General features: G+C 66.0%; 25 protein-coding genes. 12 read left to right on the plus strand and 13 right to left on the minus strand.

Features of this window, described 5'->3' with window-relative positions; translation table 11 throughout:
* Positions 1–374 precede the first annotated feature (374 nt).
* From C8C95_RS03500 to C8C95_RS03540, 9 genes are all read right to left on the minus strand, one after another.
* Positions 375–3,485: an MdtB/MuxB family multidrug efflux RND transporter permease subunit gene (locus C8C95_RS03500; RefSeq protein WP_116747665.1), complete on the minus strand. Its 3,111-nt coding sequence runs from the start codon at positions 3,483–3,485 to the stop codon at positions 375–377.
* Between the two features lie 54 nt (positions 3,486–3,539).
* The gene (locus C8C95_RS03505) at positions 3,540–5,291 is read right to left on the minus strand and encodes an efflux RND transporter periplasmic adaptor subunit (protein WP_116747666.1); all 1,752 of its coding nucleotides are present in this window, start codon (positions 5,289–5,291) and stop codon (positions 3,540–3,542) included.
* Between the two features lie 150 nt (positions 5,292–5,441).
* Positions 5,442–6,083 carry a LysE family transporter gene (locus C8C95_RS03510; protein ID WP_116747667.1) on the minus strand — a complete coding sequence of 214 codons (642 nt, stop codon included), beginning with the start codon at positions 6,081–6,083 and terminating at the stop codon, positions 5,442–5,444.
* 143 nt (positions 6,084–6,226) lie between these two features.
* Positions 6,227–6,847 (minus strand): ABC transporter ATP-binding protein, encoded by a 621-nt coding sequence (locus C8C95_RS03515; RefSeq protein WP_116747668.1) that lies wholly within the window; start codon positions 6,845–6,847, stop codon positions 6,227–6,229.
* A gap of 30 nt (positions 6,848–6,877) precedes the next feature.
* Positions 6,878–7,795 (minus strand): EamA family transporter, encoded by a 918-nt coding sequence (locus C8C95_RS03520; protein WP_116747669.1) that lies wholly within the window; start codon positions 7,793–7,795, stop codon positions 6,878–6,880.
* Complete coding sequence (locus tag C8C95_RS03525) at positions 7,792–8,802, minus strand: SDR family oxidoreductase (protein ID WP_116747670.1); 1,011 nt, start codon at positions 8,800–8,802, stop codon at positions 7,792–7,794. The genes C8C95_RS03520 and C8C95_RS03525 overlap by 4 nt, the downstream gene beginning before the upstream one ends.
* Positions 8,799–9,734 carry a bile acid:sodium symporter family protein gene (locus C8C95_RS03530; RefSeq protein ID WP_116747671.1) on the minus strand — a complete coding sequence of 312 codons (936 nt, stop codon included), beginning with the start codon at positions 9,732–9,734 and terminating at the stop codon, positions 8,799–8,801. The genes C8C95_RS03525 and C8C95_RS03530 overlap by 4 nt, the downstream gene beginning before the upstream one ends.
* A gap of 4 nt (positions 9,735–9,738) precedes the next feature.
* Entirely contained in the window at positions 9,739–11,088 is a 1,350-nt protein-coding gene (locus C8C95_RS03535) for an NAD(P)-binding domain-containing protein (RefSeq protein ID WP_116747672.1), read from the minus strand.
* A 33-nt stretch (positions 11,089–11,121) separates the two neighbouring features.
* The gene (locus tag C8C95_RS03540; protein ID WP_116747673.1) at positions 11,122–11,952 is read right to left on the minus strand and encodes an SDR family oxidoreductase; all 831 of its coding nucleotides are present in this window, start codon (positions 11,950–11,952) and stop codon (positions 11,122–11,124) included.
* 89 nt (positions 11,953–12,041) lie between these two features.
* On the opposite strand from C8C95_RS03540, the gene C8C95_RS24050 reads away from it, so the two are divergent.
* The 7 genes from C8C95_RS24050 (at position 12,042) to C8C95_RS23640 (ending at position 16,495) form a co-directional block, all read left to right on the plus strand.
* A complete protein-coding gene (locus C8C95_RS24050; protein WP_347707480.1) occupies positions 12,042–12,368 on the plus strand; it encodes a helix-turn-helix domain-containing protein in 327 nt (108 codons plus the stop codon).
* Positions 12,304–12,795 (plus strand): IclR family transcriptional regulator, encoded by a 492-nt coding sequence (locus tag C8C95_RS03545; protein WP_347707481.1) that lies wholly within the window; start codon positions 12,304–12,306, stop codon positions 12,793–12,795. The genes C8C95_RS24050 and C8C95_RS03545 overlap by 65 nt, the downstream gene beginning before the upstream one ends.
* Positions 12,796–12,840: 45 nt before the next feature.
* Positions 12,841–13,209, plus strand: coding sequence for a hypothetical protein (locus C8C95_RS03550; RefSeq protein ID WP_056066989.1), 369 nt, complete (start codon positions 12,841–12,843; stop codon positions 13,207–13,209).
* 162 nt (positions 13,210–13,371) lie between these two features.
* Positions 13,372–14,340, plus strand: a complete 969-nt coding sequence (locus tag C8C95_RS03555; protein ID WP_116747674.1) for an MBL fold metallo-hydrolase — start codon at positions 13,372–13,374, stop codon at positions 14,338–14,340.
* Entirely contained in the window at positions 14,312–14,986 is a 675-nt protein-coding gene (locus C8C95_RS03560; RefSeq protein ID WP_243415621.1) for a histidine phosphatase family protein, read from the plus strand. Before C8C95_RS03555 ends, C8C95_RS03560 begins: the two co-directional genes overlap by 29 nt.
* 333 nt (positions 14,987–15,319) lie before the next feature.
* On the plus strand, positions 15,320–16,216 hold the full coding sequence (locus tag C8C95_RS03565) for a transglutaminase family protein (protein WP_116750121.1): 897 nt from the start codon (positions 15,320–15,322) through the stop codon (positions 16,214–16,216).
* 108 nt (positions 16,217–16,324) lie between these two features.
* Positions 16,325–16,495: a hypothetical protein gene (locus tag C8C95_RS23640; protein ID WP_008902830.1), complete on the plus strand. Its 171-nt coding sequence runs from the start codon at positions 16,325–16,327 to the stop codon at positions 16,493–16,495.
* Positions 16,496–16,581: 86 nt separating this feature from the next.
* Here the strand turns inward: C8C95_RS23640 and C8C95_RS03570 are convergent, their stop codons facing one another.
* From C8C95_RS03570 to C8C95_RS03585, 4 genes are all read right to left on the minus strand, one after another.
* A complete protein-coding gene (locus tag C8C95_RS03570; protein WP_116747676.1) occupies positions 16,582–19,119 on the minus strand; it encodes a PAS domain S-box protein in 2,538 nt (845 codons plus the stop codon).
* A gap of 1 nt (position 19,120) precedes the next feature.
* Positions 19,121–19,933 carry an ABC transporter substrate-binding protein gene (locus C8C95_RS03575; protein ID WP_116747677.1) on the minus strand — a complete coding sequence of 271 codons (813 nt, stop codon included), beginning with the start codon at positions 19,931–19,933 and terminating at the stop codon, positions 19,121–19,123.
* Positions 19,934–20,004: 71 nt separating this feature from the next.
* Positions 20,005–20,700, minus strand: a complete 696-nt coding sequence (locus C8C95_RS03580; RefSeq protein ID WP_243415765.1) for an HD domain-containing phosphohydrolase — start codon at positions 20,698–20,700, stop codon at positions 20,005–20,007.
* A 77-nt stretch (positions 20,701–20,777) separates the two neighbouring features.
* Complete coding sequence (locus tag C8C95_RS03585; protein ID WP_116747678.1) at positions 20,778–21,149, minus strand: response regulator; 372 nt, start codon at positions 21,147–21,149, stop codon at positions 20,778–20,780.
* 148 nt (positions 21,150–21,297) lie between these two features.
* On the opposite strand from C8C95_RS03585, the gene C8C95_RS03590 reads away from it, so the two are divergent.
* The 5 genes from C8C95_RS03590 to C8C95_RS03610 all read left to right on the plus strand — a co-directional run bounded on the left by C8C95_RS03590 (position 21,298) and on the right by C8C95_RS03610 (position 25,010).
* Entirely contained in the window at positions 21,298–21,972 is a 675-nt protein-coding gene (locus tag C8C95_RS03590; RefSeq protein WP_207780566.1) for an excisionase family DNA-binding protein, read from the plus strand.
* A complete protein-coding gene (locus tag C8C95_RS03595) occupies positions 21,969–22,703 on the plus strand; it encodes a response regulator (protein ID WP_116747679.1) in 735 nt (244 codons plus the stop codon). The genes C8C95_RS03590 and C8C95_RS03595 overlap by 4 nt, the downstream gene beginning before the upstream one ends.
* A 253-nt stretch (positions 22,704–22,956) precedes the next feature.
* Entirely contained in the window at positions 22,957–23,724 is a 768-nt protein-coding gene (locus C8C95_RS03600) for an MHYT domain-containing protein (protein WP_116747680.1), read from the plus strand.
* Between the two features lie 71 nt (positions 23,725–23,795).
* Complete coding sequence (locus C8C95_RS03605) at positions 23,796–24,485, plus strand: glutathione S-transferase (protein WP_207780567.1); 690 nt, start codon at positions 23,796–23,798, stop codon at positions 24,483–24,485.
* Positions 24,486–24,500: 15 nt separating this feature from the next.
* Positions 24,501–25,010 carry a low molecular weight protein-tyrosine-phosphatase gene (locus tag C8C95_RS03610; protein ID WP_116747682.1) on the plus strand — a complete coding sequence of 170 codons (510 nt, stop codon included), beginning with the start codon at positions 24,501–24,503 and terminating at the stop codon, positions 25,008–25,010.
* Positions 25,011–25,022: the final 12 nt, after the last annotated feature.

The raw sequence follows: 25,022 nt of genomic DNA on the forward strand, positions 1-25,022 counted from the left end.
TCGGCTGTCCCACCCCTGCTGGCTGCGCCTGCGGCGGGGCGGTTGTGGGGTGGCATGCGCGTCGAAGCGCGCGTGCTTCGTGCTCTGACTCGCCGTGGCTGTCTGAGCGGCGCGCGCAGCGCAAAGCGAGTTCCACGGCGCACCCCGCAACCGCCCCACCGCAGGTTTGCCCCTTCGCAACGCGAAGGGGTCGCAGACTGGGGGTCGCCTTTTCTTTGGTGACTTTCTTTTGGCGAAGCAAAAGAAAGTTACTCGCACGCCGGGCGACTCCCGGCCTCCGCCCTGAACCCAAGCACGCTTGTCAAACCAGCGCGCCAAACCTTCAACAGGCTCAGCCCGGACGGCCAGCGACCAAGCGACGTTCACGAACGCCATCACGCCACCTCACCCTGCCGCCCACGCCACCGCTGCGCCCACCCCTCAAACGTCAGGTAAATCACCGGGGTCGTGAACAGCGTGAGCAACTGACTCAGGATCAGACCGCCCACCATCGTCACCCCCAGCGGATGCCGCAACTCGCTGCCCACCCCCGTCCCCAGCATCATCGGCAACGCCCCCAGCAAGGCCGCCAACGTCGTCATCAAGATGGGCCGGAACCGCAGCAGACACGCCTGATAAATCGCATCGCGCGCACTCAGGCCCTCGTCCCGCTGCGCCTCCAGCGCAAAGTCGATCATCATGATCGCGTTCTTCTTCACGATGCCGATCAGCAGCACGATGCCGATGATGGCAATGATGTCCAGGTCCAACCGCGCCGCCATCAGCGCCAGCAACGCCCCCACCCCAGCCGAGGGCAGCGTGGACAAGATCGTGACCGGGTGCACCGTGCTCTCGTACAGCACGCCCAGCACGATGTACATGGTGACCACCGCCGCCAGAATCAGCAGCAGCGTGTTCGACAGCGACGCCTGGAACGCCAGCGCCGCGCCCTGGAAGCTCGTCTCCACCGACAGCGGCAACTGCCCCTCGGCCTGCACGGCGGCCTTCTCGCGCTCGATGGCCGCCACAGCGTTGCCCAACGACACCCCCGGCGCGGTGTTGAACGAAATGGTGGCGGCGGGCAACTGGCCCACGTGGTTGACCACCAGGGGCATGTTGCGCTCCTCGATGCGCGCCACCGACGACAGCGGCACCGGCGCCCCCACGCTGGAGGGCACATAGATGCTCTGCAGCGCCTCGGGCCCCACCTTGAACTGCGGCGCCACCTCCAGCACCACGCGGTACTGGTTGGACTGGGTGAAGATGGTCGAGATCAGCCGCTGGCCAAAGGCGTTGTACAGCGCCGCGTCAATGCCAGCCACCGTCACACCCAGCCGGCTGGCCTGGGCGCGGTCGATCTGCACATAGGCCTGGCGGCCCTGGTCCTGCAGGTCGCTGGCCACATCCGTCAGCTCGGGCAAGGCGCGCAGGCGGCGCAGCAGCTCGGTGGTGCTGGTGGTCAGCTGCTGCATGTCGGGCGATGACAGCAGCCACTGGTACTGCGTGCGCGCCACCCGGTCTTCAATGGTCAGGTCCTGCACGGGCTGGATGAACAGGCGGATGCCCGGCAGGTTCTGCACGCGCTCGGCCAGGCGCTGCTGCACCACACTGGCCTTGTCACGCTGTGCATGCGGCTGCAGGTCGATCAGCAGGCGGCCGGTGTTGAGCGTGGTGTTGGCGCCGTCGACGCCGATGAACGACGATACGCTGCGCACGGCGGGGTCTTGCAGCAGCCGTTCGGCCACGGCCTGCTGGCGCTCGGCCATGCCGGCAAACGAGATCGACTGGTCGGCCTCGGTGGTGGCCTGCAGCGTGCCGGTGTCCTGCACCGGAAAGAAGCCCTTGGGGATGAACAGATACAGCACCACGGTGAGCGCCAGCGTGGCCGCAAACACCAGCCAGGTGGTTCCTCGGTGGTTCAGCACCCAGCCCAACATGCGGCCATAGCCTGCGATGGTGCGATCAAAAAAATGCCCCGTGGCGCGGTACAGGCGGCCGTGACTCTCCTCGGGCGTGTGGCGCAGCAGGCGCGCGCACAGCATGGGGGTGAGCGTGAGCGACACCACGGCCGAGATCAGGATGGACACGGCCAGCGTGATCGCGAACTCGTGGAAAAGCCGGCCCACCACATCGCCCATGAACAGCAGCGGGATCAGCACGGCGATCAGCGAGATGGTGAGCGAGATGATGGTGAAGCCGATCTGCTGCGAGCCCTTGAGCGCAGCCGCGAGGGGTGCCTCGCCCTCTTCCACATAGCGGGCAATGTTCTCGATCATCACGATGGCATCGTCCACCACAAAGCCGGTGGAGATGGTCAGCGCCATCAGCGTGAGGTTGTTGATGGAGAACCCCGCGAGGTACATCACCCCACAGGTGCCGATGAGCGACAGCGGCACGGCCACGCTCGGGATCAGCGTGGCCGACGGGCTGCGCAGGAAGACAAAGATCACCGCCACCACCAACAGCACGGCCAGGCCCAGCTCCACCTGCATGTCGCGCACCGAGGCGCGCACCGTCACCGTGCGGTCGGTCAGCACCTGCACATCCAGCGACGCAGGCAAGGTGCTTTGCAGCTGCGGCAGCAGGGCCTTGATGCGGTCCACCGTGTCGATCACGTTGGCGCCGGGCTGGCGGCGGATGTTGAGGATCACGCCGGGTTTGGCCCCGGTGTCTGCCGTGCCCGCCCAGGCGGCGAGGCGGGTGTTCTCGGCATCGTCCACCGTTTCGGCGACGTCCTTCAGGCGCACGGGGGCGCCATTCTTGAAGGCGATGATGAGGTCACGGTATTCGGCCGCCGACTGCAGCTGGTCGTTGGCATCGATGGTGGAGGCACGGGCCGGGCCGTCGAAGCCGCCCTTCGCCTGTTTGACGTTGGCGGCCGCAATGGAGGTGCGCACGTCCTCCAGCGTGAGGCCCAGTTGCGCCAATGCCGTGGGGTTGGCCTGGATGCGCACAGCCGGGCGGCGACCGCCCGCAATCGCCACCAGGCCCACGCCCTGCACCTGCGAGAGTTTGGGTGCCAGGCGGTTCTCCACCAGGTCGTTCACGCGGATCACGGGCAGCGAGGGCGAGGTGATGGCCAGCGTGAGGATGGGCGCATCGGCGGGGTTGACCTTGCTGTACAGGGGCGGCATGGGCAGGTCGCTGGGCAGCAGGTTGCTGCCCGCGTTGATGGCCGCCTGCACCTGCTGCTCGGCCACGTCCAGCGCCATGTCGAGCGCAAAACGCAGCGTGATCACCGAAGCCCCGCCCGAGCTGGTGGACGACATTTGCGACAGCCCCGGCATCTGGCCGAACTGCCGCTCCAGCGGGGCCGTGACGTTGGAGGTCATCACGTCCGGGCTGGCGCCCGGGTACAGCGTGGTGACCTGGATAGTGGGGTAGTCCACCTCAGGCAGGGCCGAGGTGGGCAGCAGCCGGTAGGCCATCAGCCCCGCGATCAGGATCGCCACCATCAGCAGCGCGGTGGCGATGGGGCGCAGGATGAAAAGGCGCGACAGGTTCATGGCGGCGGGTGCGCTGGCAAGACAGGCAGGGGAGAAACCGGGGTGCCGCTGCGCTCAGCGCGCCGGGCTGGCTGCGCCACCCTGGGACGGCGGCTGCTGTTGCAGCCGCTCGCGGATGTAGGCGCGGCGCTCCTCCTGCGGCATTGCCATCACGCGGGCGCGCTCGTCGGCGGGCATCTGGTCCAGCAGTGCCTTCACCTGCGGAGGGATGCCCCGCGGAGGTTCAGAGCTACGGTCTGCAGGCGCTGCGGGGGCGGCGGGCGGTGCAGCTGCTCTGGGTGGTGCTTCGCTGCGCTGCTGTTGTGGCGCAGCAGAGGCCTGCGGGGTGGGCGCCGGGGCAGCGGCGGGAGCACCCACACCCGACGCCGAAGGGGCTGCAGCAGACGCCGCCGACGCTGGAGCCGCTGCGCCGCTCGCGCCCATCTGCGCTCGCCGCTCGCGCAAGAAGGCGCGACGCTCTTCGGGGCTCATCTTCTGCAGCTTTTCACGCACATCGGGGGGCAGGGATGCCATGAAGGCGCGGCGCTGCGCGGCCTGGTCCTGGGCCGCCTGGTCGGCGCGGGTGACGGCACCGGCATCGATGACGGCGACCTTGGCGCCTTCGCGCAGGCGGTCGATGCCGTCCGTGACCACCTGCTCGCCCTCGCGCAGCTCGCCTTCGACGCTCACACGGTCGCCATCGGTCACGCCCACGCGGATGCGGCGCTGGGTCACGGTGCTGTCTTCCTGCACCAGGTAGACATAGTTGTTCTGCACGGCCGTGGCCGGTACGGTCAGCACGCCCTGGAGCAGGTTGACCTGCAAGCGCACGTTGACAAACTGGTTGGGGTACAGGGCGCCGTCTTCATTGGCAAAAGCGGCCTTGACCTTGATGGTGCCGGTGGCGCTGTCGATGGCGTTGTCCAGCGCCACCACACGGCCCTTGGCCAGCTGGCGGCGGCTGTCGCGGTCCCACAGCTCCACGCTCAGCTCTTCGCCTGCGGCCATGCGGCGACGCATCTGGGGCAGGTGCGCCTCGGGCACGGAGAACGCTGCATCGATGGGCCGCACCTGGTTGATGGTGACGATGCCGTTCGCGTCGCTCGGCCCCACCACGTTGCCCCGGTCGGCCTGGCGCAAGCCCAGGCGGCCGGCAAATGGTGCGGTGACCTGGGTGTAGCTCAGTTGCAGGCGCGCGGCGTCCACCTGCGCCTGTTCCGAGGCCACGGTGCCTTCCAGCTGCCGCACCAGTGCGGCCTGGGTGTCTACCTGCTGGCTGGCGATGGAGTCGCGCGCCAGCAGGTCCTGATAACGCTTGAGGTCGAGCTGTGCATTCTTGAGCAGCGCCTGGTCACGCTGCAGCGTGCCCTGGGCCTGCGACAGCGCCGCCTGGTAGCTGCGCGCATCGATCTCGGCCAGCACCTGGCCTGCACGCACCTCGTCACCTTCCTTGAAGCGCACCGACGTCAGCTCGCCGCCGACCTTGGCGCGCACCACGGCGGTGGCGCGGGCGCTCATGGTGCCGATGGCGCTCACCACCACCCGCACATCGCCCCGCTGCACGGTGCCTACCGACACGGGCTGTACGTTGCCGCCGCCAAAGCGCCCGGGCCCACTGCCGGGCTTGCGCGCCGCGTTGGGCCCCGTGGCGGCACCGCCAGCGCTGGCCGCGGCCGCTGCATCCTGGCGCTGCTTCCACCACCAGACACCACCTCCCACCGCAGCCAGCGCCACGGAGGCCAGTAACAACGCGGAGATCCAGCGCAGCTTGCCGGACTGCAATCTTGCGGGCCTCTGTGGACGGGTCAACGAACGGTTCAGGGGCATGGTGGGGCGCAACGACGAATGAGCGAACGGGTATGGTAGCCAGCGCACCCCCCGGGGCTACCGCCCGGCGGGTACCCTTTACCGGGGATTTACGCGCGCTTTGGGCGGGGTTTACCGATGTATCGGCTCAGCCCCGCCAGGGGGCAGCAATCAGCGGTTGGTGGCCAGCAGAAGGCCGCCAGCACCCATGAAGAAACCGCCGGTGGCCTTGTTCAGGCGGGCCACACCGCGCGAGGTGCGGATGAAGCGGCGGATCTGGCGCCCGAAGCTGGCGTACACGGCCGTCGAGACGAATTCGCTGCCCAGATAGATGGAGCCCAGCACCAGAAACTGGCGCGCGGCAGGCTGCGCGGGGTCGATGAACTGCGGAAAGATCGCCGCGAACAGGATGATCGCCTTGGGGTTGGTGATGCCCAGCAAAAACTCCTGCGCAATGAGAGCACGCAGATGGAACTGGGCCTGTTGACCCGATGCCTGGCCACTGCCAGGTGCATCCTCCAGCGCCAGGCCGCTGAACTCGCGGCTGTGCCAGGCCTTCCAGCCCAGCCAGAACAGGTAGGCAGCACCCACCCACTTCACCGCCGTGAACGCCGCTTCGGACGCCAGCAGCATCGCCCCCAGCCCCACCGCAGACACCGTCAGAAAGATCGCGAACGCCGCTGCCCGGCCCACCGTGGCGATCATCGCGGGGCCCACGCCTGCGCGGATGCCGTTGTTGAGGCCACAGAAGTTGTTGGGCCCCGGGGTGAGCGAGATGGCGATGGCAACCGGAACAAATAGCAGCGCATCCATGGGACGGTCCTTGCAGGGTGAGGCGTGTGTGAGGGGAAACGGTCAGCACCGCAGTCTACGGCAGACCCTGCCTACACGGCCGACCCCAGGGCACATGCCCCCAAGGCGCCCTCTACCACCTCATAACGCCTTAGAACAGGTTCTTACAGATCCAGCACCGAGCCCCAGGGCACATCGGGCAGGGCTTCGTAATGTGCCACCACGGTCAGGCGGTCTGGTCTGGCCGCTTGGGATGCCAGGGCCTGCGCCAGATAGCGAATGGAGGGCTTGTCCAGCCCGCCCACAGGCTCGTCGATCAAGGTCAGCGGTGCATTCGAGGCCAAGGCCCCTGCCATGAGCACCTTGCGCTTGCTGCCGGTAGACAGGGCGTAAAAGGGCTTGTCCAGGTGCTCGTGCAGACTGAACCCGTTGATATGTTCCACCAGGGCTGCCGCATCCCACTGGGGGTAGCGCGCGGGCAGGCTGTCGAGCCAACCCCTGGCAGTGAGCCGGTCCCACTCGCTGGATCGCGGGTCCGCCCAGAAGACCCGTGGTGCCGAGGGCTTGGCGGCCAGGTTCAGGTCCACCCCTTGCAGCGTGATGCTGCCAGCCTGCGCCGTCAGCTCGCCAGCCAGCAGACGCAGCAACGTGGTCTTGCCGGTGCTTTCATCACCCCGCACCAGAGCCAGGCCCGGGGGCCAGGCCAGCGACAGGTTGTCCAGCACAGCACACTCCGGGTACGCAAACCGCAACCCCTTCACCCACAAAAACACGCTCTCAGCCACCCTGTCTCCTCGATGCGGAAAGCGAACATTCTAGGAAGCTGCCGCACGCCGGGCCCACCACAAGCCTCCCACCTGGTTCACCACCAGCCCGCAGAGCACTGCGGCTGCGCCCAACCACTGCAGAGGCGCCGGGGTTTCACCCAGAAAGGCATAAGCCGCCCACAGCCCCACCACCGGCACCAGCAGCGAGAACGGCGTGACCCGCCCCGCCGCATGGCGTTGCAGCAGCTGCGTCCACAGCGTGTAGGCCAGCAGCGTGGCCAAGAAGGCCAGGTAGGCCACGGCCAGCAACCCGGTGCCGTTCAAAGACTGCAGCTGTGCCCACACGGCGGTGGAGCCCTCGCTCCAGAACGCCAGCGCAAAGAACGGCCCAATGGGCACCACACTGCTCCACACGATGAAGGGAAACGGCGCATACGCCCCGGCCTGTGCCGCGCGGCGCGCCACCAGATTGGACACCGCCCACATGAATGCTGCGCCAAGGGTGAGCACAAACCCCGCCAGCGTCATCTGGCCCGGCCCCTCACCATGCGCGAGGCCGATGGTCATCAAGCCGCCGAACGCCAGCAACAAGCCCCCCCACTGCCAGGGCTTGGCACGCGCTCCCAGCAATGGCGCGGCCAGCAGCAAAGTGAAGAACGCCTGGGTCTGCATCACCACCGACGCCATGCCCGCCGTCATGCCCAGCTGCAGCCCCAGAAACAGAAAGCCGAACTGCCCCAGCCCCTGCGCCATCCCGTAGCCCACCACAAAGTGCCAGGGCAAGGCCGGACGCGGTACGAACAACAAAAAGGGCAGCGATGCCGCCGTAAAGCGCAGCGCTCCCAGCAACATGGGACTCAGGCCCTGCAGGCCGAGCTTCATCACCACAAAGTTCAGCCCCCAGATGACCACCACCGCCAGGGCACGCAACAGGTCGCCACGGCTCAAGGCCGCTGGCGTACTCATGCGGCCGCCACGGACACGCCCGCAGCTATGGGGCGGCCCTGCAGCGCCCGGGCAGCGACGAAGGCCTCAAACGCCTGCGCGCTGGTCTTGCCCGGCACATAGCCCAGCACCTCCTTGAGTGCAGTGTTCAGCAACACGGGCCGGTAGCGCAGAAAGTCGAGCTGCTCGCGGCCGTAGCGGCTCACGCCGAGCGCGGAGCCCACGGCCAGCGCGGTGCGCAGCAGCCCTGCAGGTAGCTCCAGCACGGGCTTGCCCAAGCGCTGGGCGATCTCGCGCAAGGGCAAGGCACCGTCGCCCGCCAGGTTGAAACAGCCCGCCCGCTGCGTGCGCAGCGCATGCAGGATGGCACCAGTCACGTCTTCGTCCCAGATGAACACGAACGGGCTCTCGCTGCCCCGGATGGCGAGCAGGCGCGGCTTTTCAAACAAGGCGGTGATCTGGTTGTCCACCCGCTCGCCCAGGATGGTGCCGATGCGCAGCACCGTCTGCGCCAGCGCCGGGTGCTGCGTGCGGTATTGCGCCAGAATCTCTTCCACTAGCCGCTTGTGGTGCGAATAGGCAAAGACCTCGTTGCCCCGCAGCGCATCCGTCTCACTTAGCCACGCGGGGTTGTCGGCGTGGTAGCCATAGGCCGCACCGCTGGAGCTGACGACCAACTGCGTCACGCCGGTGGCCACACAGGCATCCAGCACGTTCTGGCTGCCCAGCACGTCCACCGAATATTCAAACTCGCGGCTTGAACCCTTGCCAGGGGTGACGATGGACGCCAAGTGCACCACGCTGTCGATGGCGGTGTCTGCCAGCGTCTGCGCCAGACCGGGGTCGCGCACGTCTTGGACCCGGTAGGTCACACCGGGCAGGCGGCGCTCGACGGGCACATCTCGCACGTCGGTCGCCACAATGGTCCCGACCCCTTCACGCGCCAGTGCAGCCACCACGCTGCGGCCCAGAAAACCGTCGGCGCCCGTGACCAGAATGCGGCGGCTTATCCACCCCATGCTGGTCATGTGCGCTGCTCCTTGCGGGCATCGGCCGCCGGTAGTTCGGCGGGCCTGCGCCCCCACCAGCCTGCCAGCGCCAGCCCCGCGATGATGTCCCAGAACCCCCACACGCCCGCCACCACGGCCATACCGCCTAGCCCGCCAAAGAAGCTGAAGATCAGCACGAGGCCCAGGCCGGCATTGCGGATACCCACCTCGATGCTCACCGCGCGCCGGTCGTAGTCCGGCAAGCCGCTGAGCCTTGCGCAGGCGTAGCCGGTGCCGAAGGCGAGCGCATCGTGCAACGCTACGGCCAGCAGCACCAGGCCCACGTAGTCCAGAAAGTAACGCCAGTTGCCCGCCACCGCGCCCACGATGAAACCGATGAGACACAGAAAGCTGAGGACGCGCACGGGCTTGTTCACGCGCTGTGTGAAGCGCGGCAGCTTTTCTGCGCACAGGATGCCCAGCACAAAAGGCAGCCCGATGATCACCACGATGTGACCCGCCATCTCCAACGGGTCAAGCGCAATGCTGCGCAGCAGCGGCGCCGCCGTGGGGTGCATGCCGCCCCAGAACGCGAAGTTGAGCGGCATGAGCACGATGGCCAGCGCGTTGGAGATGGCCGTCATCGACACCGACAGCGCCACATTGCCTCCCGCGCGGTGCGTGAGGATGTTGCTCACATTGCCGGGCGGGCAGCAGGCGACCAGAATCATGCCCAGCGCGATGCTGGGCCCGGGCTTGAGCAGCAGCATGAGCACAAAGGTCACCGCAGGCAGCACGATGAATTGCGCGGCAATGCCCACCGCCATGGCACCGGGCATGCGCAGCACGCGCTTGAAGTCCGCCACGCGCGTGTCCAGCGCAATGCCGAACATGAGAAAACCCAGCACCACATTGAGCACCACCAGCGACGCGGGGTTGAAGTTGAGGCGTATTTCGTCCACAGGCAGCATGGCGTCAGTCCTTTCTGGCGAGGGCTGCTGCGGCAGCGCGCACCGCGTTGCGGTAGGTGTCCTTGTGCACGTAATACGCCATGCGTTCGAGCTGGAGGTACTTGAAGCCACCCGACAGATCGGGCGGCGGCCCGGCCTTGGCCTGTCGTAGCGCCTCGGCGCGCGGCGATCCCTCGGCCTGCGCCTTGAAAAAGCGCGCCACCAGCTCCGCTTGTTCATAGCGGCCCTGCCAGCCGATACCACTGGCCTCGATCATGCCCATCACGGCCAGGTTGTCGAAACGGGGGGACAGGATGTTGAGGTAAAGCTGCGGCGCCGTGCCCTGCCAGTTGAGCAGGCTGTGGTCGATGAAGGGGTAGTGCAGCTTGTAGCCCGTGGCACAGAGCACCAGGTCATAGTCCTGCGCGCTGCCGTCCTTGAAGTGCACCGTATGGCCTTCAAAACGCGCGATGTCGGGCTTGACGTGAATATCGCCATGGCCCAGGTGGTGCAGCACCAGCGAGTTGACCACCGGGTGCGACTCGTACATCTTGTAGTCGGGCTTGGGCAGGCCAAAGCGCGCAGGGTCGCCAGTGAACCATTGCAGCACCACGCTGTCCACCTTTTGCTTGAGCCAGGGCGGCATCTTGAACTTGCCGCCCAGCGTGTCTGCGGGCTTGCCGAACACATATTTGGGCACGAAGTAGTAGCCGCGCCGCACCGAGATGTCCACGCTGCGCGCGTAGTGCACCGCGTCCACCGCAATGTCGCAGCCCGAGTTGCCCGCGCCCACCACCAGCACGCGCTTGCCTTTGAACAGCTCGGCGCTCTTGTAGGCGCTGGTGTGCAGCAGCTCCCCGTTAAAGTGCCCCTCAAAGCGCGGCATGCTGGGTTCGGCCAGCGTGCCGTTGGCAATCACCACGCCCTTGAACTCTGCCGTTTGCGCTGGCCCACCGTGCTGCGTCCACGTCACGCGCCACAGCGGCGCAGCGCCCTCCCCCACCGGTTCGACCCGGAGCACGCGAGTGCCAAACCAGAAGTGCTGGCGCAGGCCAAAGTGCTCTGCAAAGTCGAAGAAATACTGGCGCATGTCCCGGTGGCTCGGATAGTCGGCCACTTCGGGGCGCATGGGGAACTCGGTGAACTCGGTGGTGTGCTTGCTGGAGATCAGGTGCGCCGATTCGTAGACCGTGCTGCGCGGGTTGTCGATGTTCCACAAACCACCCACATCGGTATGTGCTTCAAAGCCCTGAAAAGGCACGCCCAGCTTCTGCAGATTGCGCGCCGCAGCTAGCCCGCTGGGGCCGGCGCCGATGAGGGCGATGTGGCCGCGCATGTCCTGTGCGAGCGGCGTCGAAGGGCTTGTCTCCGTCATCGTTGTTGTTGTCGTCATTCGCTTTTTTCTCTCTCAGGTGTCGATGTTCTTGTCTGCGCGCACGGGCAGCCCCGGAATGGCGGTGGCCCCCGCCTCGCCCACGCGCGGCTTGCGCGGCTGGCCCAGCAGCAGCCGGTCGTGCAGGGCATCAGGCAACAGGTTCAACAGGCGCGCCAGCCAACCGATGCGCGCGGGCAGCACGATGTGGGCGCGCCCCCGGGCCACAGCGGCCAGCAGGGCACGCGCGGCGTCCTCGGGCTCCATCAGGCCGGGCATGGCAAAACGGTTGCCTGCCGTGAGCGCGGTGCGCAGGTAGCCAGGGCTGACCGTGCTCACAACGATGGAATCGCCGCGCAGCTCGGCACGCAGACTCTCCAGGTAACGGATGAGCCCGCCCTTGCTGGCGCAGTACGCGCCATTGCCCGGCATGCCCCGCCAGCCCGCAATGCTGGCCACCCCCACCAGCGCGCCGCGCCGCTGCGCGCGCAGGGCCGACACAAAGGGCTGGAAGGTGGTGGCGGCGCCCAGCAGGTTGATCTCCAGCATGCGCCGCATCACGGCCAGGTCGTCGGCCTGGGCGGAGTCAAAACCCCCGGCCACCCCGGCATTGGCGATGACGAGGTCAGGCGTTCCCCAGCGGCCCATCCAGTCGGCGGCCATGGCCTGCATGGCGGTGGTGTCGGCCACATCGGGCGTGTAGACGGCGCAGCGCTCTGGCGCCAGCGCGGCCAGGGTCTCCAGCACGGGCCGGCTCAGGCCCACCAGCGCCACGGCGGCGCCCTGGCCGATCAGCTCGCGCGCCAGCGCCTGGCCCAGCCCGCCACAGGCGCCGGTGAGCACTACGTTCTGGAAAAAGGCGGTCATGAAGCTCCCGGTGAATTGGGTTTGCAGCTTAGCCACAATGCTGAATAATCCCGAAATGTTTTATGAATTCGTCTCGAATTCCGAGATTTATGACCAACACACCGCCCAGCCTGCGCCTGTTTGAACTGCTGGAAACGATGTGTGCCCAGGGCCAGCCCTTCAGCCTGGGCGATGCCATCGAGGCCACCGGCTGGCCCAAGCCCAGCGTGCACCGCATGCTGGGCCAGCTGGAGGCCGGTGGCCTGCTGGCGCGCGAGCCAGACGGGCGGCGCTACACCCCCCGCACCACGTCTGCTGCGCCTGGCCGAAAGCACGCTGAGCGCGGGCACCCAGCATGGAGTGCGCCACGCTGTGCTGCGGCAACTGGTGGCGGACATTGGAGAAAGCTGCAACCTCACGGCGTTGAGCGGCGCTGAAGTGATCTACCTGGACCGGGTGGAGTCAGCCTTTCCGCTGCGCATGGAGCTACGGCCCGGCACCCGCGTGCCCATCCACTGCTCGGCCAGCGGCAAGCTGTTTCTGGCCCACCTGTCGTCCGCACGCCGGGCGGCCATCCTGGACGGCCTGCCCCTCACCCGCCACACGGCCACCACCCTGACCGACCGCGCCGCCCTGGAAGCCGAGCTGGAGCAGATCCTGCGGCAAGGCTATGCCACGGACGCCGAGGAGTTTGTGGACGGCCTCGTCTGTGTGGCCGTGCCCGTGTTGGCCGGTGGGCGGCGCCAGGTGCGCAGCGCCGTGGCACTGCAGGCACCCTCTGCCCGCATGCCGCTGGGGCGGGCGCTGCAACTGGTGCCCCGGCTGGGAGAAGCCGCGCAGGCCCTGGGCCGGACCTGGGCTTGAGCCATCGCGCAGCAACTCCCGACACATTCATAACCTGCTCTCACCATGCAACTGAACTACCTCGACTTTGACTACAGCGAAGACGCTGACGGCAACGGCACCCTGGATGCCATGGCCAGCGTCTTGCCCGCGCAACTGCCTGCCTTGCAGAACGAGATCGCTGCCGTGCTGGCCTGGGCGCATGCACACTGGCCCGGCGCCTGCGCACCGCAGGAAGACGGCGGCGCGTGGCACTATGACCTGCACGGCGTGCAAGAGGTGCAGAGCCCCTTGACCTTGTCCTTTGACGATGCGACGGGGCAACTGCACATGACCACAGGCAGTGCCGCGCCGCCGCGCACCACGCTGACCCTCACCCTCAGTGGCAGCAGCGACTTCTGTACCGCTTTGCGCGAAGCCTTCGATATGGAATGAGCCTCCTCTTCATGGCCTCTTACCCAGCCAATTCAAAGGGTTAACCCCAATTAGCGACCAAAAGCCCCACGTTGCAAACAGGTTAGTGCGCCAGCCCACGCTTTCCTGAGGTCCAGCGCTACAGTTGCGACTCATTAGTTCAACCCGAGACTGGAGAGTTTCATGCTGTCACGCCGTCACTTCCTGGGCGCAAGCCTGGCCACCACCGTTTACGCTGCGGGCTCGTTCGTGCCCGTGTGGGCGCAGAACGCACCCAATTTCGGCACGCCCACCTTGCCCAGCCCTGGTTTCCGTCGCATGAAGGTGGGGGACGTGGAGGTGATCGCACTGAACGATGGCATCACTCGCCGCCCTTTGGGGGAAGAATTTGTGAAGAACGCACCGCTGGCCGAAGTGCGTGCGCTGCTCGCATCGCAAGGCCTGCCCACCGACTACATCGATGTGCCATACACCCCCTTCCTGGTGGTGGCGGGCGTGCGGAAGATCCTGATCGATACCGGCCTGGGCGAGTTTGGTGGTGCCACCACCGGCAAACTGCTGGACAGTCTGCGCGCTGCGGGCATGCAGGCCTCCGACATCGATACCGTGCTCGTCAGCCACTACCACGGCGACCATATCAATGGAATCCGCAACAAGGCGGGTGAGCTGGTGTTCCCGAAGGCCAAGGTGATGGTGCCTGCAGCCGAACATGCCTTCTGGATGGACGACGCGCGCATGGCCGCCGCCCCCGCCGGCATGAAGGGTGCGTTTGACAATGTGCGCCGCACCTTTGCCACCATGCCAGCCGATACGCTGGTGCGGTTTGAAGCGGGCACCGAGGTTGCGCCAGGCATCCAGTCGGTGGCCGCCTACGGCCATACGCCGGGCCACACGCTGTTCGAATTGAAGTCGGCAGGCCAGAACTTCTTCTATGTGGCGGACCTGACCAACGTGCCCGCATTGTTCGCGCGCAACCCCGACTGGGCCGTGACCTTTGACATGGACGCAGAGGCTGCGCGCAAGGTCCGCCGCGAGGTGTTCCAGCGCATCACCACCAGCAATGCCATGCTGGGCGGCTTCCATTTCCCCTTCCCTGCGTTTGGCCGCGTAGCAGCAGCGGGCAATGGCTATGCCTTCCAGCCAGCTGCCTGATGCCGAAGTAGCCGGGGATCAGGCTGCGACGGAAGGTACGCGCGTCACACGGCGCACCTTGCTGGGCAGGGGCGCGGCGGACGCATTAGGTAGCGGACTGGCCCTCACAGCCCTGCAGACCTGGGCGGCCCAGGAAGCGGGTGCCGAGGCCTTGCTGGGCCAGGGCGGAGTGGTGGCGTTGTTTCGCCACGCGCTGGCCCCCGGCACCTTCGATCCCCCGGGTTTCCGCCTGGGCGACTGCGGCACCCAGCGCAACCTGAACGATGAAGGCCGGACCCAGGCCCGGCGCATTGGCGAGTGGTTCCAGGCGCGGCAACTGCGTCCGGAGAAGGTGCTGTCAAGCCCCTGGTGCCGCTGCATCGACAGTGCCACCCTGGCTTTCGGTGCACCACAGGTGTGGACGGCTCTGGGTTCGCCCAGGGGCTACTCCGAGACCACGGGGGAGAGCCACCTGCGCGAACTGCGCCAGGCGCTGGCCGCAGCGTCTGCGCGCAATGGCCGGTTTGAGGTGTGGTTCAGCCACATGTTTGTGCAGTCCGATCTGGCACGCGACAGCACCAGCTCGGGCGATGCGCTGATCTTGCGAGCCCCCCGAGGTGGCGACGTGCAGGTGCTGGCGAGGCTCTCGGTCACCGGATCAACCTGACCAGCGTCTGCTGACGCTGGCGGGAGATCGCGCTCCCGCGCACCGTGGTGCACGGGCCATCGGACTACACGCTGGCGATGCCCTGGGGCGTATCCTGAAGATTCCCAGCCCTGCCAGATACCCCGGCGCGGCGCACACCCAGGAGCCGCCGATGACACCGTCCCACACACAGGGTGAACCCGCAGCCTGCAGGCCCCGTCGCTGAGAGCTGCTATGGCCTTCCTCTCCAGCGCCCCCCGCCTTACCACCGCGTCCAACGAGCCTGCGCGATGGCCCGCGAATGCCGGCGCGCCCCTGGCGCAGGCAATCCCAGGCAGCCAGCGTGGTGTTCGCATGGACCTGCAGATTGACCTGCGATATGAGATCGACAGCTACGGCGCCGATTTCGTGTTCAACATCCACGCCGCGCAAACACCCCACCAGATCGTCCACAACGAGCGCCTGGTGCTCAGCCAGGACATTCCCCACCAAATCCACGCAGACCCTGCGACGGGTAACCGCTATCTCCGGCTGCATGGCGAGCCCGGCATGCTGGAGCTGACCTACAGCGCTACGGTGGACATACGCCACTACCGTGCCGACCCCACCCAACTGGCCGAGGTGCCTGTGCGGCACCTGCCGCCGCATGTGATGGGCTACATCTACCCCAGCCGATATTGCCAGTCTGACCGCCTGCTGCGGCTGGCCCTGAACGAGTTCGGCGCCTTGTGGCAGGGCCACAGCCGCGTGCAGGCTATCCGTGACTGGGTGAACCGGCATGTGGCGTTCACGTCCAACACCTCCAACTCCAACACTTCGGCCGTCGACACGCTGGTGGAACAGGTCGGAGTGTGCCGGGATTTCGCCCACCTGATGATTGCACTGTGCCGCGCCGTGAACATTCCGGCCCGCTTCACCACGGGCACCGACTACGGCGCCGACCCAGCGCTGGGCCCGCCGGACTTTCATGCCTACGTGGAGGTGTATCTGGGCGACCGCTGGTATCTGTTCGACCCTTCGGGCACGGCCATCCCCATGGGGCTGCTGCGGTTTGGCACCGGCCGAGATGCCGCCGACGTGGCGTTTGCCACCATCTTTGGCGGAGTGCGGGCACAGCCCCCCACCATCCACACCCGCGCGGTGGAGGACCCTGCCCAGGGGTGGGTGCTACCGCACCACTGCGCCGAGGCGCTGTCCACCGACCAGGGGACGTCGTACGGGGCGCGTTTCGTCGCGCAATCGGGAGTTTGACCTTCCGCCTGTCGCCTCTGGCGGGGGCGGCAGAAAGGCCTGTTGGCCACCCCTGATTGCGGCTGTGGCCTAATATGCCCCTTTTCTCCACTTTCTCAGAGACCTACCATGGGCAACAAGATCGTCACCGAAGCAGACCGCAAGCGCACCCCCCAACCCAAGCCAATGCCCGGCGTGACGCTGAACACCCCTGGCCGTGGCCAGCGCGTGAGCCTGGAGCGTGGTGTCGCCACGCGCAGCAAGAAGAACCCTGGCAAGCGCTCGCGCAAGGGCGGCTGATCAGCCCTCCGGGGGCGCCGCGGCGCCCCGCCAGCACCCAAAAAAAGCCCTCGTCAGAGGGCTTTTTTTGTGGGCGATACAGCCGTTTATTGCAACGGGGCCGGCACGGTTTCCACATGGCCTCTGGCGGGCAGGATGATGTGAAACGCTGCACCGCTGGCCGGAACGTTCTCGGCAAAGATACGCCCGCCCATGGCCTCGACGATCTTGCGGCAGATGGCAAGGCCCAGGCCCGTGCCCCCAGATCCATCCTTGGTTTTGCTGGACTGCACAAAGGCCTCAAAAATGCTTTGCAGCTCTGAAGGAGGGATGCCCGGGCCCTCATCCCGTACCACCAGATGCGTCTGGCCTTGCGGGTCCGCATAGCCCTCCAGGGTGATCGTGCTGCCAGGCGGCGAAAACTTGATGGCGTTGGCCACCACGTTGCGGATCACCTGCTGAAACCGCAACGGGTCGGCCTTGGCCACCAGCGGAAGGTCAGGCATGCGCAAATCCATCATCAGGTGGCTGCGTTCCAGCAAAGGCTCCAGCTCGCGGATCACCGGACGCACTACGCCGCGCAGGTCGATGCGCTCCATGTGGAACGTTCCCACCGTGCTTTCCAGCTTGGACACTTCCAGCAGGTCGTTCACCAGCGTGAGCATGCGCTGGCCAGCGGAATGGATGTCTTCAAACATGCCCGCCAGCTTGGGCTGCGCGCGACCACGCAGCATGCCCAGTTCGGCAAAGCCCAGAATGGACTGCAGCGGCGTGCGCAGCTCGTGGCTCATGTTGGCCACAAACTCCGACTTGGTGCGGGATGCCTCTTCGGCCGCGTCACGCGCCTCCCGGGTGGCGCGCTCGGCCTCTCGGAACTCGCTCACATCCATCAGGATGGTGAGCACACCACTGACCTGTCCATGCTCATCGGCAATGGCTGCCTTGGCCAGGCGCGTGTCGCGGCGCGATCCGTCGCCATGGCGTACCTGGGTCTCGACCAGGGCGCGCCCACCCCAGCGCAACAGCTGCCTGTTCGCCGACTCATGCACCTTGACCTCGTCCGGTGGCAGGCACTCGGCAACGGCCTTGCCCAGCACGGTGGAACGCGTACGGCCCTTGTATTCCTCCCAGGCCTTGTTGACGCGCACGAAACGGTCCTGTGCGTCGGTCACAGAGATGGGCAGCGGATTGGTCTCTAGCAGCAGGTCCTGGAAAGCGATCTGCGCCTGCAGCTGCTGCTGGGCCATCCAGCGCTCGGTTTCATCCACCGCACTGCCTGCAAAACCGATCACACGTCCAGAAGCCACCAGAGGCACCACCGCCACCTGGAACATCATTTCCTTACCCTCGGCAGAGCGGGACACCACCTGGCATGCCCGCACTCCATCCGGCGACCGGGGGTCGATGGCCCGGACCACATCATTGCGGCTTTGTGGCTCGACCAGGTCGTGCAGGCGTTTGCCGATGGCACGGTCAGGCGCCGTGCCCGTCATCACAGTCCAATGGGCATTCACATAGGTGATCACGCCCTGCGCATCGGTGCGGAAAATCAGCTCTTGCACGCTGCGCATCAGCACCGACAGATCCCGCTCGTTGCGGGCAATGCGGGCCTGTGCAGCATCAATCGCCAGCCGCGCCCGCTCGCGGGTGCGCAGGCCACGCCACACTGCAAAGGTCAGGCCCAGCACCAGGGCCACCAGGGCCAGGCCAATACCGATCAGCGCGCGGGCATCCGCCAGCCAGCTTTGCACGGCTGCCCGGTACGAGGTCTCGACCACCACCACCAGCGGCATCGCGGCCGAGGCCCGAAAACTGACGATCTGCCGCTCACCCAGCACACCCACGCCCAGGTAGGTGGCGTGCTCTTGCCGGGGCAGGAACTGGCTGAAGACGGGGATGTTGTTCACCCGCGCACCAGCCAGAGCAGCTGCGGCCCCCGAAGTGGCCAACACCTGGCCGTTGTACGAGGTCACCACCGAGTCAAAAACCTCGGACTCCAGCGTCAGGTGCTGAAAGTTGGACAGCGAATCGGGATTGACCAAAGCCACCAGCACCAGCGCCTGCCCGGCTTCGTTCTTGTAGCCGTGCATCACAGGGATAAAAGCGACACCCGCAGGAGCCGCCGCCGCGGCGCCTCCCAGCCGCACACTTTGCAGGCTGCGGCCCGGTGTGAGGCCGCCCTGAACCGTCCGCCCCATGGCCACCAGGGGGCCGAGCTTGGCCAGGTCCACAAAACTCTCGGCATCGCCGGGCTGGGTGCTGGCGACCACTCGCCCACCGGCATCCACCACGGCCAACCCCCGAAGAAATGACAGCGCCGCCAGCGCCTGGCCCAGGGCATCTTGCATACGCCGGGGTTCCGAGGCCACCGTCGTGAGGGCTGGCGATGTGGCCAGCGACTCCAGCGCCAGTTCGGCCGTCTGCATGGTGCGCGTGGCCTGATCCTCCAGCACCCGCGCCAGCATGGCGGCATGGTTCTGGTGGCTGGTACGCACCGTGCGAAAGTCGTTCACGGCCAACGCTCCGACGGCCACCAGTGCCGCCAATGCCGACAGCCCTCCGGTGATGAGGACCAGATGGCTGGTCTGCAACACCCACGCGCGCAGCCTGGTCCAGACCGAGGGAAGCGCCTGGAGGTCGGCCATATCAGCGCACCACGATGGCGTTCAGGCCATTTTGAGAGGCCGCGCGCTGCAGGCGGCCGTCGGCCTTGATGCGCGCCACAAAGGCATCCACCGTGGCCAGCCAGGCGGCATCGCCGCGCTTGACTGCATAGCCATAGGGCAGCACCGAAAATGGTTCGGGAGACTCGATGAGCCGGGCCCAGTCGGCGTTGTCCATCAGGCGCCGGCTGTAGGGGTAGTCGGTCATGAACACGTCAATGCGCCCGGCCGTCAGTTCGCGCTCGCGGGTAGCGGGCAGCTGGATGCGCACCAGCGTGGCCTGCTTGAGGCGCTGGGCCATGATGGGTTCCATGAAAGTGCCTGCCTGCACTCCCACCAACACACCCGGCTTGTCAATGTCGCCCCACTGCTTGATGACCGTGTTGGATTTTGTGGTGATGCCGTAAATGTCGCTGCGCATGTAGGGCTGGGTAAAAGCCAGCTTTTCCATCCGCTGGGGCAGCATGCCAATGGCAAACATGGCCACATCGCAACGGTCCTGGTTCAGGTCGTCAATGAGGGTGGGAAAAGAAGAGTCCACATATTCGACCCTGGCCTTGAGGTCGCGCGCCAGCTCGGCAGACAGGTCGATGTCGATACCCCCGAGTTGCTGCGTGCGCGGGTGTCTGTAGGTCACGCCGTAGTAGTCCGGCCAGACACACACACGCAACACCGACTGGCTCTGGACCCGCTCGGCCACAGGCCCCGCCAGCGCGCTGGTCGCACACACGGCCAGCGCCACGCGGGTGACGGTCAAAGCCCACGGTTTCAGCCACTGCATCATCGTCATCATCATTGAGAATCCTTGGATCAATAACACCACCGTGCCCGCAGTGGCCTGCCGCTGAGCGGTCAGAAAAAAGGGGATCAGGGCGCGTCGATCAGTGCATCAAAAGACGGACATTCCTGCGTGATCTTGCACCGCAGCGCATCGATGGCTTCAGCATGCGCCAAAAATGTGTCCACGATCATCGGGTCGAAAGCACGGCCGCGCTCGGCCGCCAGCATCTCGAGCGCCACCGGCACCGCAAAGGCGGGGCGGTACACCCGGTCCATGGTCAGCGCGTCAAAAAAATCCACCACGGCGGTGATGCGGCCCGACAAAGGAATCGCCTCGCCCGACAGGCCCGCCGGGTAGCCCTGGCCGTCGTAGCGCTCGTGGTGCGTGAGCGCCACCTCGGCCGCCATGCGAAACACCGGAATGTTTGAACGCCCCAGGATCTCGGCACCCATCGCAGCGTGGCAGTTCATGGTCTGACGCTCCTCTGGGATGAGCTTGCCACGCTTCTTGAGTACGCTATCAGGGGTGCCGATCTTGCCGATATCGTGCATGGGCGCGGCCTTGCGCAGCATGCGTGCGTAGCCCACCGTCTGCCCCAGAGCCAGGGCCAGGGCCTCGGCCAGGTAGCCGATGCGCACGATGTGCACGCCGGTGTCGTCGTCCTTGAGGTCGGCCGCAGCCGACAGGTGCAACAGTGCGGCATGGTGCGCGCGGGTGACCTCGCGCAGGGCTTCGTTGCGCTCTCGGTACATGCGTCCGAAATCGCGCACAAACCGCTCCATCTGCGCCGCCGCGGCCTCGTCAAAGCAGCGCGTGTCTGGCGGCACCTGAGACGCAGGCTCCAGCAATGGCAGCGAGGTCAATGCGCTGCCTCCATGCGGTAGATGGTTTCCAGCACCTGCAGGGTGCTGAAGGGCTTCATCAGGTAGTCGTCGGCCCCCGCCGCGAAGCCTGCTGCCCTGTCGTCCGACTGCACCCGGGCCGTCAACATGATCACCTTGGTGTGGCGCATGCCCGGGTCGGATTTGATGCGGCGGCAGACGTCCAGGCCGTTCAGGGTGCCCGGCATCATCACATCCAGCAGCACGATGTCGGGCTGCAACTCGCACGCCAGCACCCAGCCCGCATCGCCCGTAGCGGCTTCGTGGATCTCAAAGTCATCAAACTCCAGCGTCATCTTGAGCAGTTTGCGGATATCGATGTGGTCTTCGACGATCAGGATCTTTTTCATGGCGGTAGCCTTTGTGGGGCGGGGAATCGGCTTGGAATACAAAAAAACACGTTTTAACGTGATTTCTTGCCATTGATTGAATCATATCAATCATTTTTATCAAATGCAAGTCGAGTAAAAATAAAAATTAGGAGAAAATGCGCGATCTATGCAATCTGACAATTCCCTCGCGGAGCACGCCATGGCCGACCACTACACCACGCTGGAAGTCGCCAAGATGCTGGGCATGGCCGTGCGGTCGGTCCAGCTGATGGTGGACCGCAACGAACTTGAGGCCTGGAAGACCCCTGGCGGGCACCGCCGCATCTCGCGTGCATCGGTGGAACGCTGGATGACCGCCCATGGCGCCGGTGGCGCTGCCCAGGCATCCGCCGTCGGCACTCCGGTCGCCGCCCGCCCGCCCCTGGCCGCACCCGTGGGACCAGCCAAAGGGCGTGCACCACAAATTCTGCTGATCGAGGACTCCATCCATTTCCAGAACCTCGTGGGCCTCATCGTGCAGCAGCACCTGCCAGGAGTGCAGCTGCAGGTGGCAAACGATGGCATCACCGGCCTTGCGCTGTATGGGCAGATACAGCCCGAGGTGCTGATCGTGGACATCCTGCTGCCGGGCATCGACGGCGCCACCCTGATCACCACGCTGCGCTCGCACCCTCAATTTGCGCGCAGCCACCTCATCGTGGTCACCTCGCTCGACGAGCAACAGCGCGAGCCTTATGCATTTGCCTTGCAGGGTGTGAAGGTGATCCACAAGCCCCGGCTGGTGGCCGAGTTACCCAGCGCTCTGGCCGCGTGCATTCCACAGGCCCAGGTACCCGCATGAGCGCGCCCAAGGTCCTGCTCGTGGAAGACGACAGCTCCATCGCACGCTTTGTGCAGATGGCGCTGGAGGAACTTCCCATTGAGCTGGTGACCTGCGCCAACGTGCCTGACGCCATGCAGGCGCTGCATGCAGGGGGTGTGGAACTCATCATCACGGACCTCATGCTGCCGGGAGAGTCCGGCATTGACCTGGTACAGCGGCTGCTGCAGGAGCCTGTGCACGAACGCCGAATTCCGGTGGCGGTATTCAGCGCGGGCCTGACGCCGCCAGTGCGCGAGCAACTCCAGGCCATGAAGGTGTGGCGCATGCTGTCCAAACCTGCATCGGTGGCAGAACTGGAGGCCTGTGTAACCGATGCGCTGGCGCTGGTGGCGGATACCCCTGCCAATGCGCCAGCCACAACAGCCACGCCTGCCGATGAAGCCGCCGACGATGAGGCTAAGGCCATTGCCACCCACTTTGCGGGCGACGAGTTTCTGTTCAAGGCCTACCGCGCCAGTTGCCTGCAGCAGTTCCCTACCGACGTGCGACAAGGTGACGCGGCCTGCGCAGCGCAAGACTGGCCGGCGCTGCGGCGCCTGGCACACAGCCTGGCCACCGTGCTGCTCACCCTGGGCCACCCGACCCAGAGCGTGCGCGCCCGCCAGCTGGAAAACGCAGCCGCCCAGTCTGCCGCAGAGGCATGCCAGGAACATTGGCGCATGCTGCGCGCTTTCCTGCTGCAGCTCTGACCCAACGCCAGCAGCGCGGCTGGCTGAACACCCTTGCCTTGAGAACCCCGATGGCGGGCGATTGACCCACCCCATCGCCTTCTCCGGAAGGCGAATGTGAAGACCCATGAACAAGCCGGGGTGGGCTCTTATTTCTGAAACATAACCATTCAGAGCAAAAAATAACCAATTGGTCTAATATAGAAACAATTGGTTTCAATCGCCTCGAATGCGGTGTGAAACTCTCCTCCACCCCCATCTCAGGCTGCTCTCCATGGACTCCGTCGTCGTTTCTGAATACCGCCCCCACCTTGTCGCCATCTCGTTTGCCCTGGCATTCATTGGTTCACTGATCGCGCTGATGGTCACGCGCCGCATCCGCCACAAGGACGGCTCGCTCAACCGCGCAGCCACGTTGACGGCCGGTGTGGCGCTGGGCGGCATCGGGGTGTGGTCCATGCACTTTGTGGGCATGGTGGCGCTGCGGCTGGATGTGGCCAGCAGCTACGGCATCGTTGAAAGCGCGGTGTCTCTGCTGGCGGCCGTGGTCTGCACCTCGGCTGCACTCATTGTGGTGTCCAAGGCCCCCCGGGAGCTGGCACGGATTCTGGGCGCAGGGCTGCTGCTGGGCCTGGGTGTGGCGGGCATGCACTACCTTGGCATGTACGGCATGAAGATTGGCGGCTACATCCACTGGGACCTGCGCACCGTGGCGCTGTCGGTGCTGATTGCGGTGGCAGCAGGCACGGCCGCCCTGTGGCTGGCCTTCAACACCCGTCGCATGGGCAGCCGCGTGGGGGCCGCCCTGCTCATGGCCACCGCCGTGTGCGCCATGCACTACACCGGCATGGGCGCGGCCGAGTTCGTCTGCACCACCCCCAACCGTTTTGCCACCGTGCAGGGCGTCGGGCTGGTCAGCTCGCTGGGCCTCGGCCCCATCGTGGCCGCCTGCGCATTTGCCATGGCCGTGCTGATTTCGGTGGATCTGTATGTGCAATGGATGCAACGCTCCATCGGCCAGCAGCGCCGCCGTGCGGCCTGAACCAGACAGCAACCGCAAAACAAGGGCTGCACCAGGGTGCATTCGGCTCACTCTTCAATAAGATGGCGACCATGATCACCCTGCACCACCTCGAAACCTCGCGCTCGCAACGCATTCTCTGGCTGCTGGAAGAGCTGGGTGTGCCCTACGAGCTCAAGATCTACCCACGCGACAAGGCCACCAAGCTGGCCCCGCCTGCGCTCAAGGCCATTCACCCCCTGGGCAAGTCGCCAGTCATCACCGATGGCGACGAAGTGATTGCCGAGTCGGGCGCCATCATCGAATACCTGGTGGACACCTATGGCGAGCAGACCCGGGGCGACCTGGCCCACCTGCAGCCAGCACCCCGCACCGCCGAACACCGCCAGTGCCGCTTCTGGATGCACTATGCCGAGGGCTCGCTGATGAACTGGCTGGTGATGAAGCTGGTGTTCAAGACCATCCCCACGCAGCCCATGCCGTTCTTCGTGAAGCCCATTGCACGCGCCCTTTGCGGCACGGTGCAGCAAAAGCTCATCGATCCCAACGTGGACACGGCGCTGGCGTTCATTGAAGCGCACCTGGGCACCCACCGCTGGTTTGCGGGGGAGCACCTGACCATGGCGGACTTTCAGATGAGCTTTGCGGTGGAGGCGCTGATGTCCCGCGCCAACGACGCAAGCCGCTGCCCGCACCTGCAGGCCTACCTGGAACGCATGCACGCACGCCCGGCCTACCAACGGGGCATCGCCAAGGGCGGCCCGGTGGTGATCGAGGCCTGAACGCACGTCACCACCATGTCTCGCTACGCGATTCTCTTCGTGTGCATGGGCAACATCTGCCGTAGCCCCACAGCCCACGGCGTGTTCCGCCACAAGATCATCCACAGCGGCCTGGCGCACAGTGTGGTGGTGGACTCGGCCGGCACGCACAACTACCACCCCGGCGAGCCGCCCGACACCCGCACCCAGCGCCACGCGGCGCAGCGCGGTTATGACCTGTCGGACCTGCGGGCCCGGCAAATCATTGATGCAGACTTTGCCCGCTACGACCTGATCCTGGCCATGGACTGGGACAACCTGGCCCTGGCGCAGGACCTGTGCCCGCCCGCACACGCGCACAAGCTGCGGCGCATGACGGAGTTCTGCCTGCAGTTCGACAGCCCGGTGGTGCCTGACCCGTACTACGGCGGCAGCCAGGGGTTTGAGGAGGTGCTGGACCTGGTGGAAGACGCGTGCGAAGGGCTGCTCAGGCACGTGCAGCGGCAACTGCAGGCGCAGGCGCAGGAACCCAAAGCCCGGCACTGACCTGCCTGCGTG

Origin of the sequence: Acidovorax sp. 99 (assembly GCF_003096455.1) — a bacterium.
In the GTDB taxonomy this organism is placed as follows: domain Bacteria; phylum Pseudomonadota; class Gammaproteobacteria; order Burkholderiales; family Burkholderiaceae_C; genus Acidovorax; species Acidovorax delafieldii.

Excerpts from the sequence above, each read along its gene's own strand:
- C8C95_RS03585 (WP_116747678.1), bottom strand. The coding sequence starts at position 21,149 with ATGAAAAAGATCCTGATCGTCGAAGACCACATCGATATCCGCAAACTG.
- C8C95_RS03590 (WP_207780566.1), top strand. The coding sequence starts at position 21,298 with ATGCAATCTGACAATTCCCTCGCGGAGCACGCCATGGCCGACCACTAC.
- C8C95_RS03560 (WP_243415621.1), top strand. The coding sequence starts at position 14,312 with ATGGCTATGCCTTCCAGCCAGCTGCCTGATGCCGAAGTAGCCGGGGAT.
- C8C95_RS03565 (WP_116750121.1), top strand. The coding sequence starts at position 15,320 with ATGGACCTGCAGATTGACCTGCGATATGAGATCGACAGCTACGGCGCC.
- C8C95_RS03580 (WP_243415765.1), bottom strand. The coding sequence starts at position 20,700 with ATGGAGCGGTTTGTGCGCGATTTCGGACGCATGTACCGAGAGCGCAAC.
- C8C95_RS03500 (WP_116747665.1), bottom strand. The coding sequence starts at position 3,485 with ATGAACCTGTCGCGCCTTTTCATCCTGCGCCCCATCGCCACCGCGCTG.
- C8C95_RS23640 (WP_008902830.1), top strand. The coding sequence starts at position 16,325 with ATGGGCAACAAGATCGTCACCGAAGCAGACCGCAAGCGCACCCCCCAA.
- C8C95_RS03530 (WP_116747671.1), bottom strand. The coding sequence starts at position 9,734 with ATGCTGCCTGTGGACGAAATACGCCTCAACTTCAACCCCGCGTCGCTG.
- C8C95_RS03525 (WP_116747670.1), bottom strand. The coding sequence starts at position 8,802 with ATGACCAGCATGGGGTGGATAAGCCGCCGCATTCTGGTCACGGGCGCC.
- C8C95_RS03535 (WP_116747672.1), bottom strand. The coding sequence starts at position 11,088 with ATGACGGAGACAAGCCCTTCGACGCCGCTCGCACAGGACATGCGCGGC.
- C8C95_RS03505 (WP_116747666.1), bottom strand. The coding sequence starts at position 5,291 with ATGCCCCTGAACCGTTCGTTGACCCGTCCACAGAGGCCCGCAAGATTG.
- C8C95_RS03605 (WP_207780567.1), top strand. The coding sequence starts at position 23,796 with ATGATCACCCTGCACCACCTCGAAACCTCGCGCTCGCAACGCATTCTC.
- C8C95_RS03520 (WP_116747669.1), bottom strand. The coding sequence starts at position 7,795 with ATGAGTACGCCAGCGGCCTTGAGCCGTGGCGACCTGTTGCGTGCCCTG.
- C8C95_RS03600 (WP_116747680.1), top strand. The coding sequence starts at position 22,957 with ATGGACTCCGTCGTCGTTTCTGAATACCGCCCCCACCTTGTCGCCATC.
- C8C95_RS03610 (WP_116747682.1), top strand. The coding sequence starts at position 24,501 with ATGTCTCGCTACGCGATTCTCTTCGTGTGCATGGGCAACATCTGCCGT.
- C8C95_RS03510 (WP_116747667.1), bottom strand. The coding sequence starts at position 6,083 with ATGGATGCGCTGCTATTTGTTCCGGTTGCCATCGCCATCTCGCTCACC.
- C8C95_RS03555 (WP_116747674.1), top strand. The coding sequence starts at position 13,372 with ATGCTGTCACGCCGTCACTTCCTGGGCGCAAGCCTGGCCACCACCGTT.
- C8C95_RS24050 (WP_347707480.1), top strand. The coding sequence starts at position 12,042 with ATGACCAACACACCGCCCAGCCTGCGCCTGTTTGAACTGCTGGAAACG.
- C8C95_RS03570 (WP_116747676.1), bottom strand. The coding sequence starts at position 19,119 with ATGGCCGACCTCCAGGCGCTTCCCTCGGTCTGGACCAGGCTGCGCGCG.
- C8C95_RS03540 (WP_116747673.1), bottom strand. The coding sequence starts at position 11,952 with ATGACCGCCTTTTTCCAGAACGTAGTGCTCACCGGCGCCTGTGGCGGG.
- C8C95_RS03595 (WP_116747679.1), top strand. The coding sequence starts at position 21,969 with ATGAGCGCGCCCAAGGTCCTGCTCGTGGAAGACGACAGCTCCATCGCA.
- C8C95_RS03550 (WP_056066989.1), top strand. The coding sequence starts at position 12,841 with ATGCAACTGAACTACCTCGACTTTGACTACAGCGAAGACGCTGACGGC.
- C8C95_RS03575 (WP_116747677.1), bottom strand. The coding sequence starts at position 19,933 with ATGATGATGACGATGATGCAGTGGCTGAAACCGTGGGCTTTGACCGTC.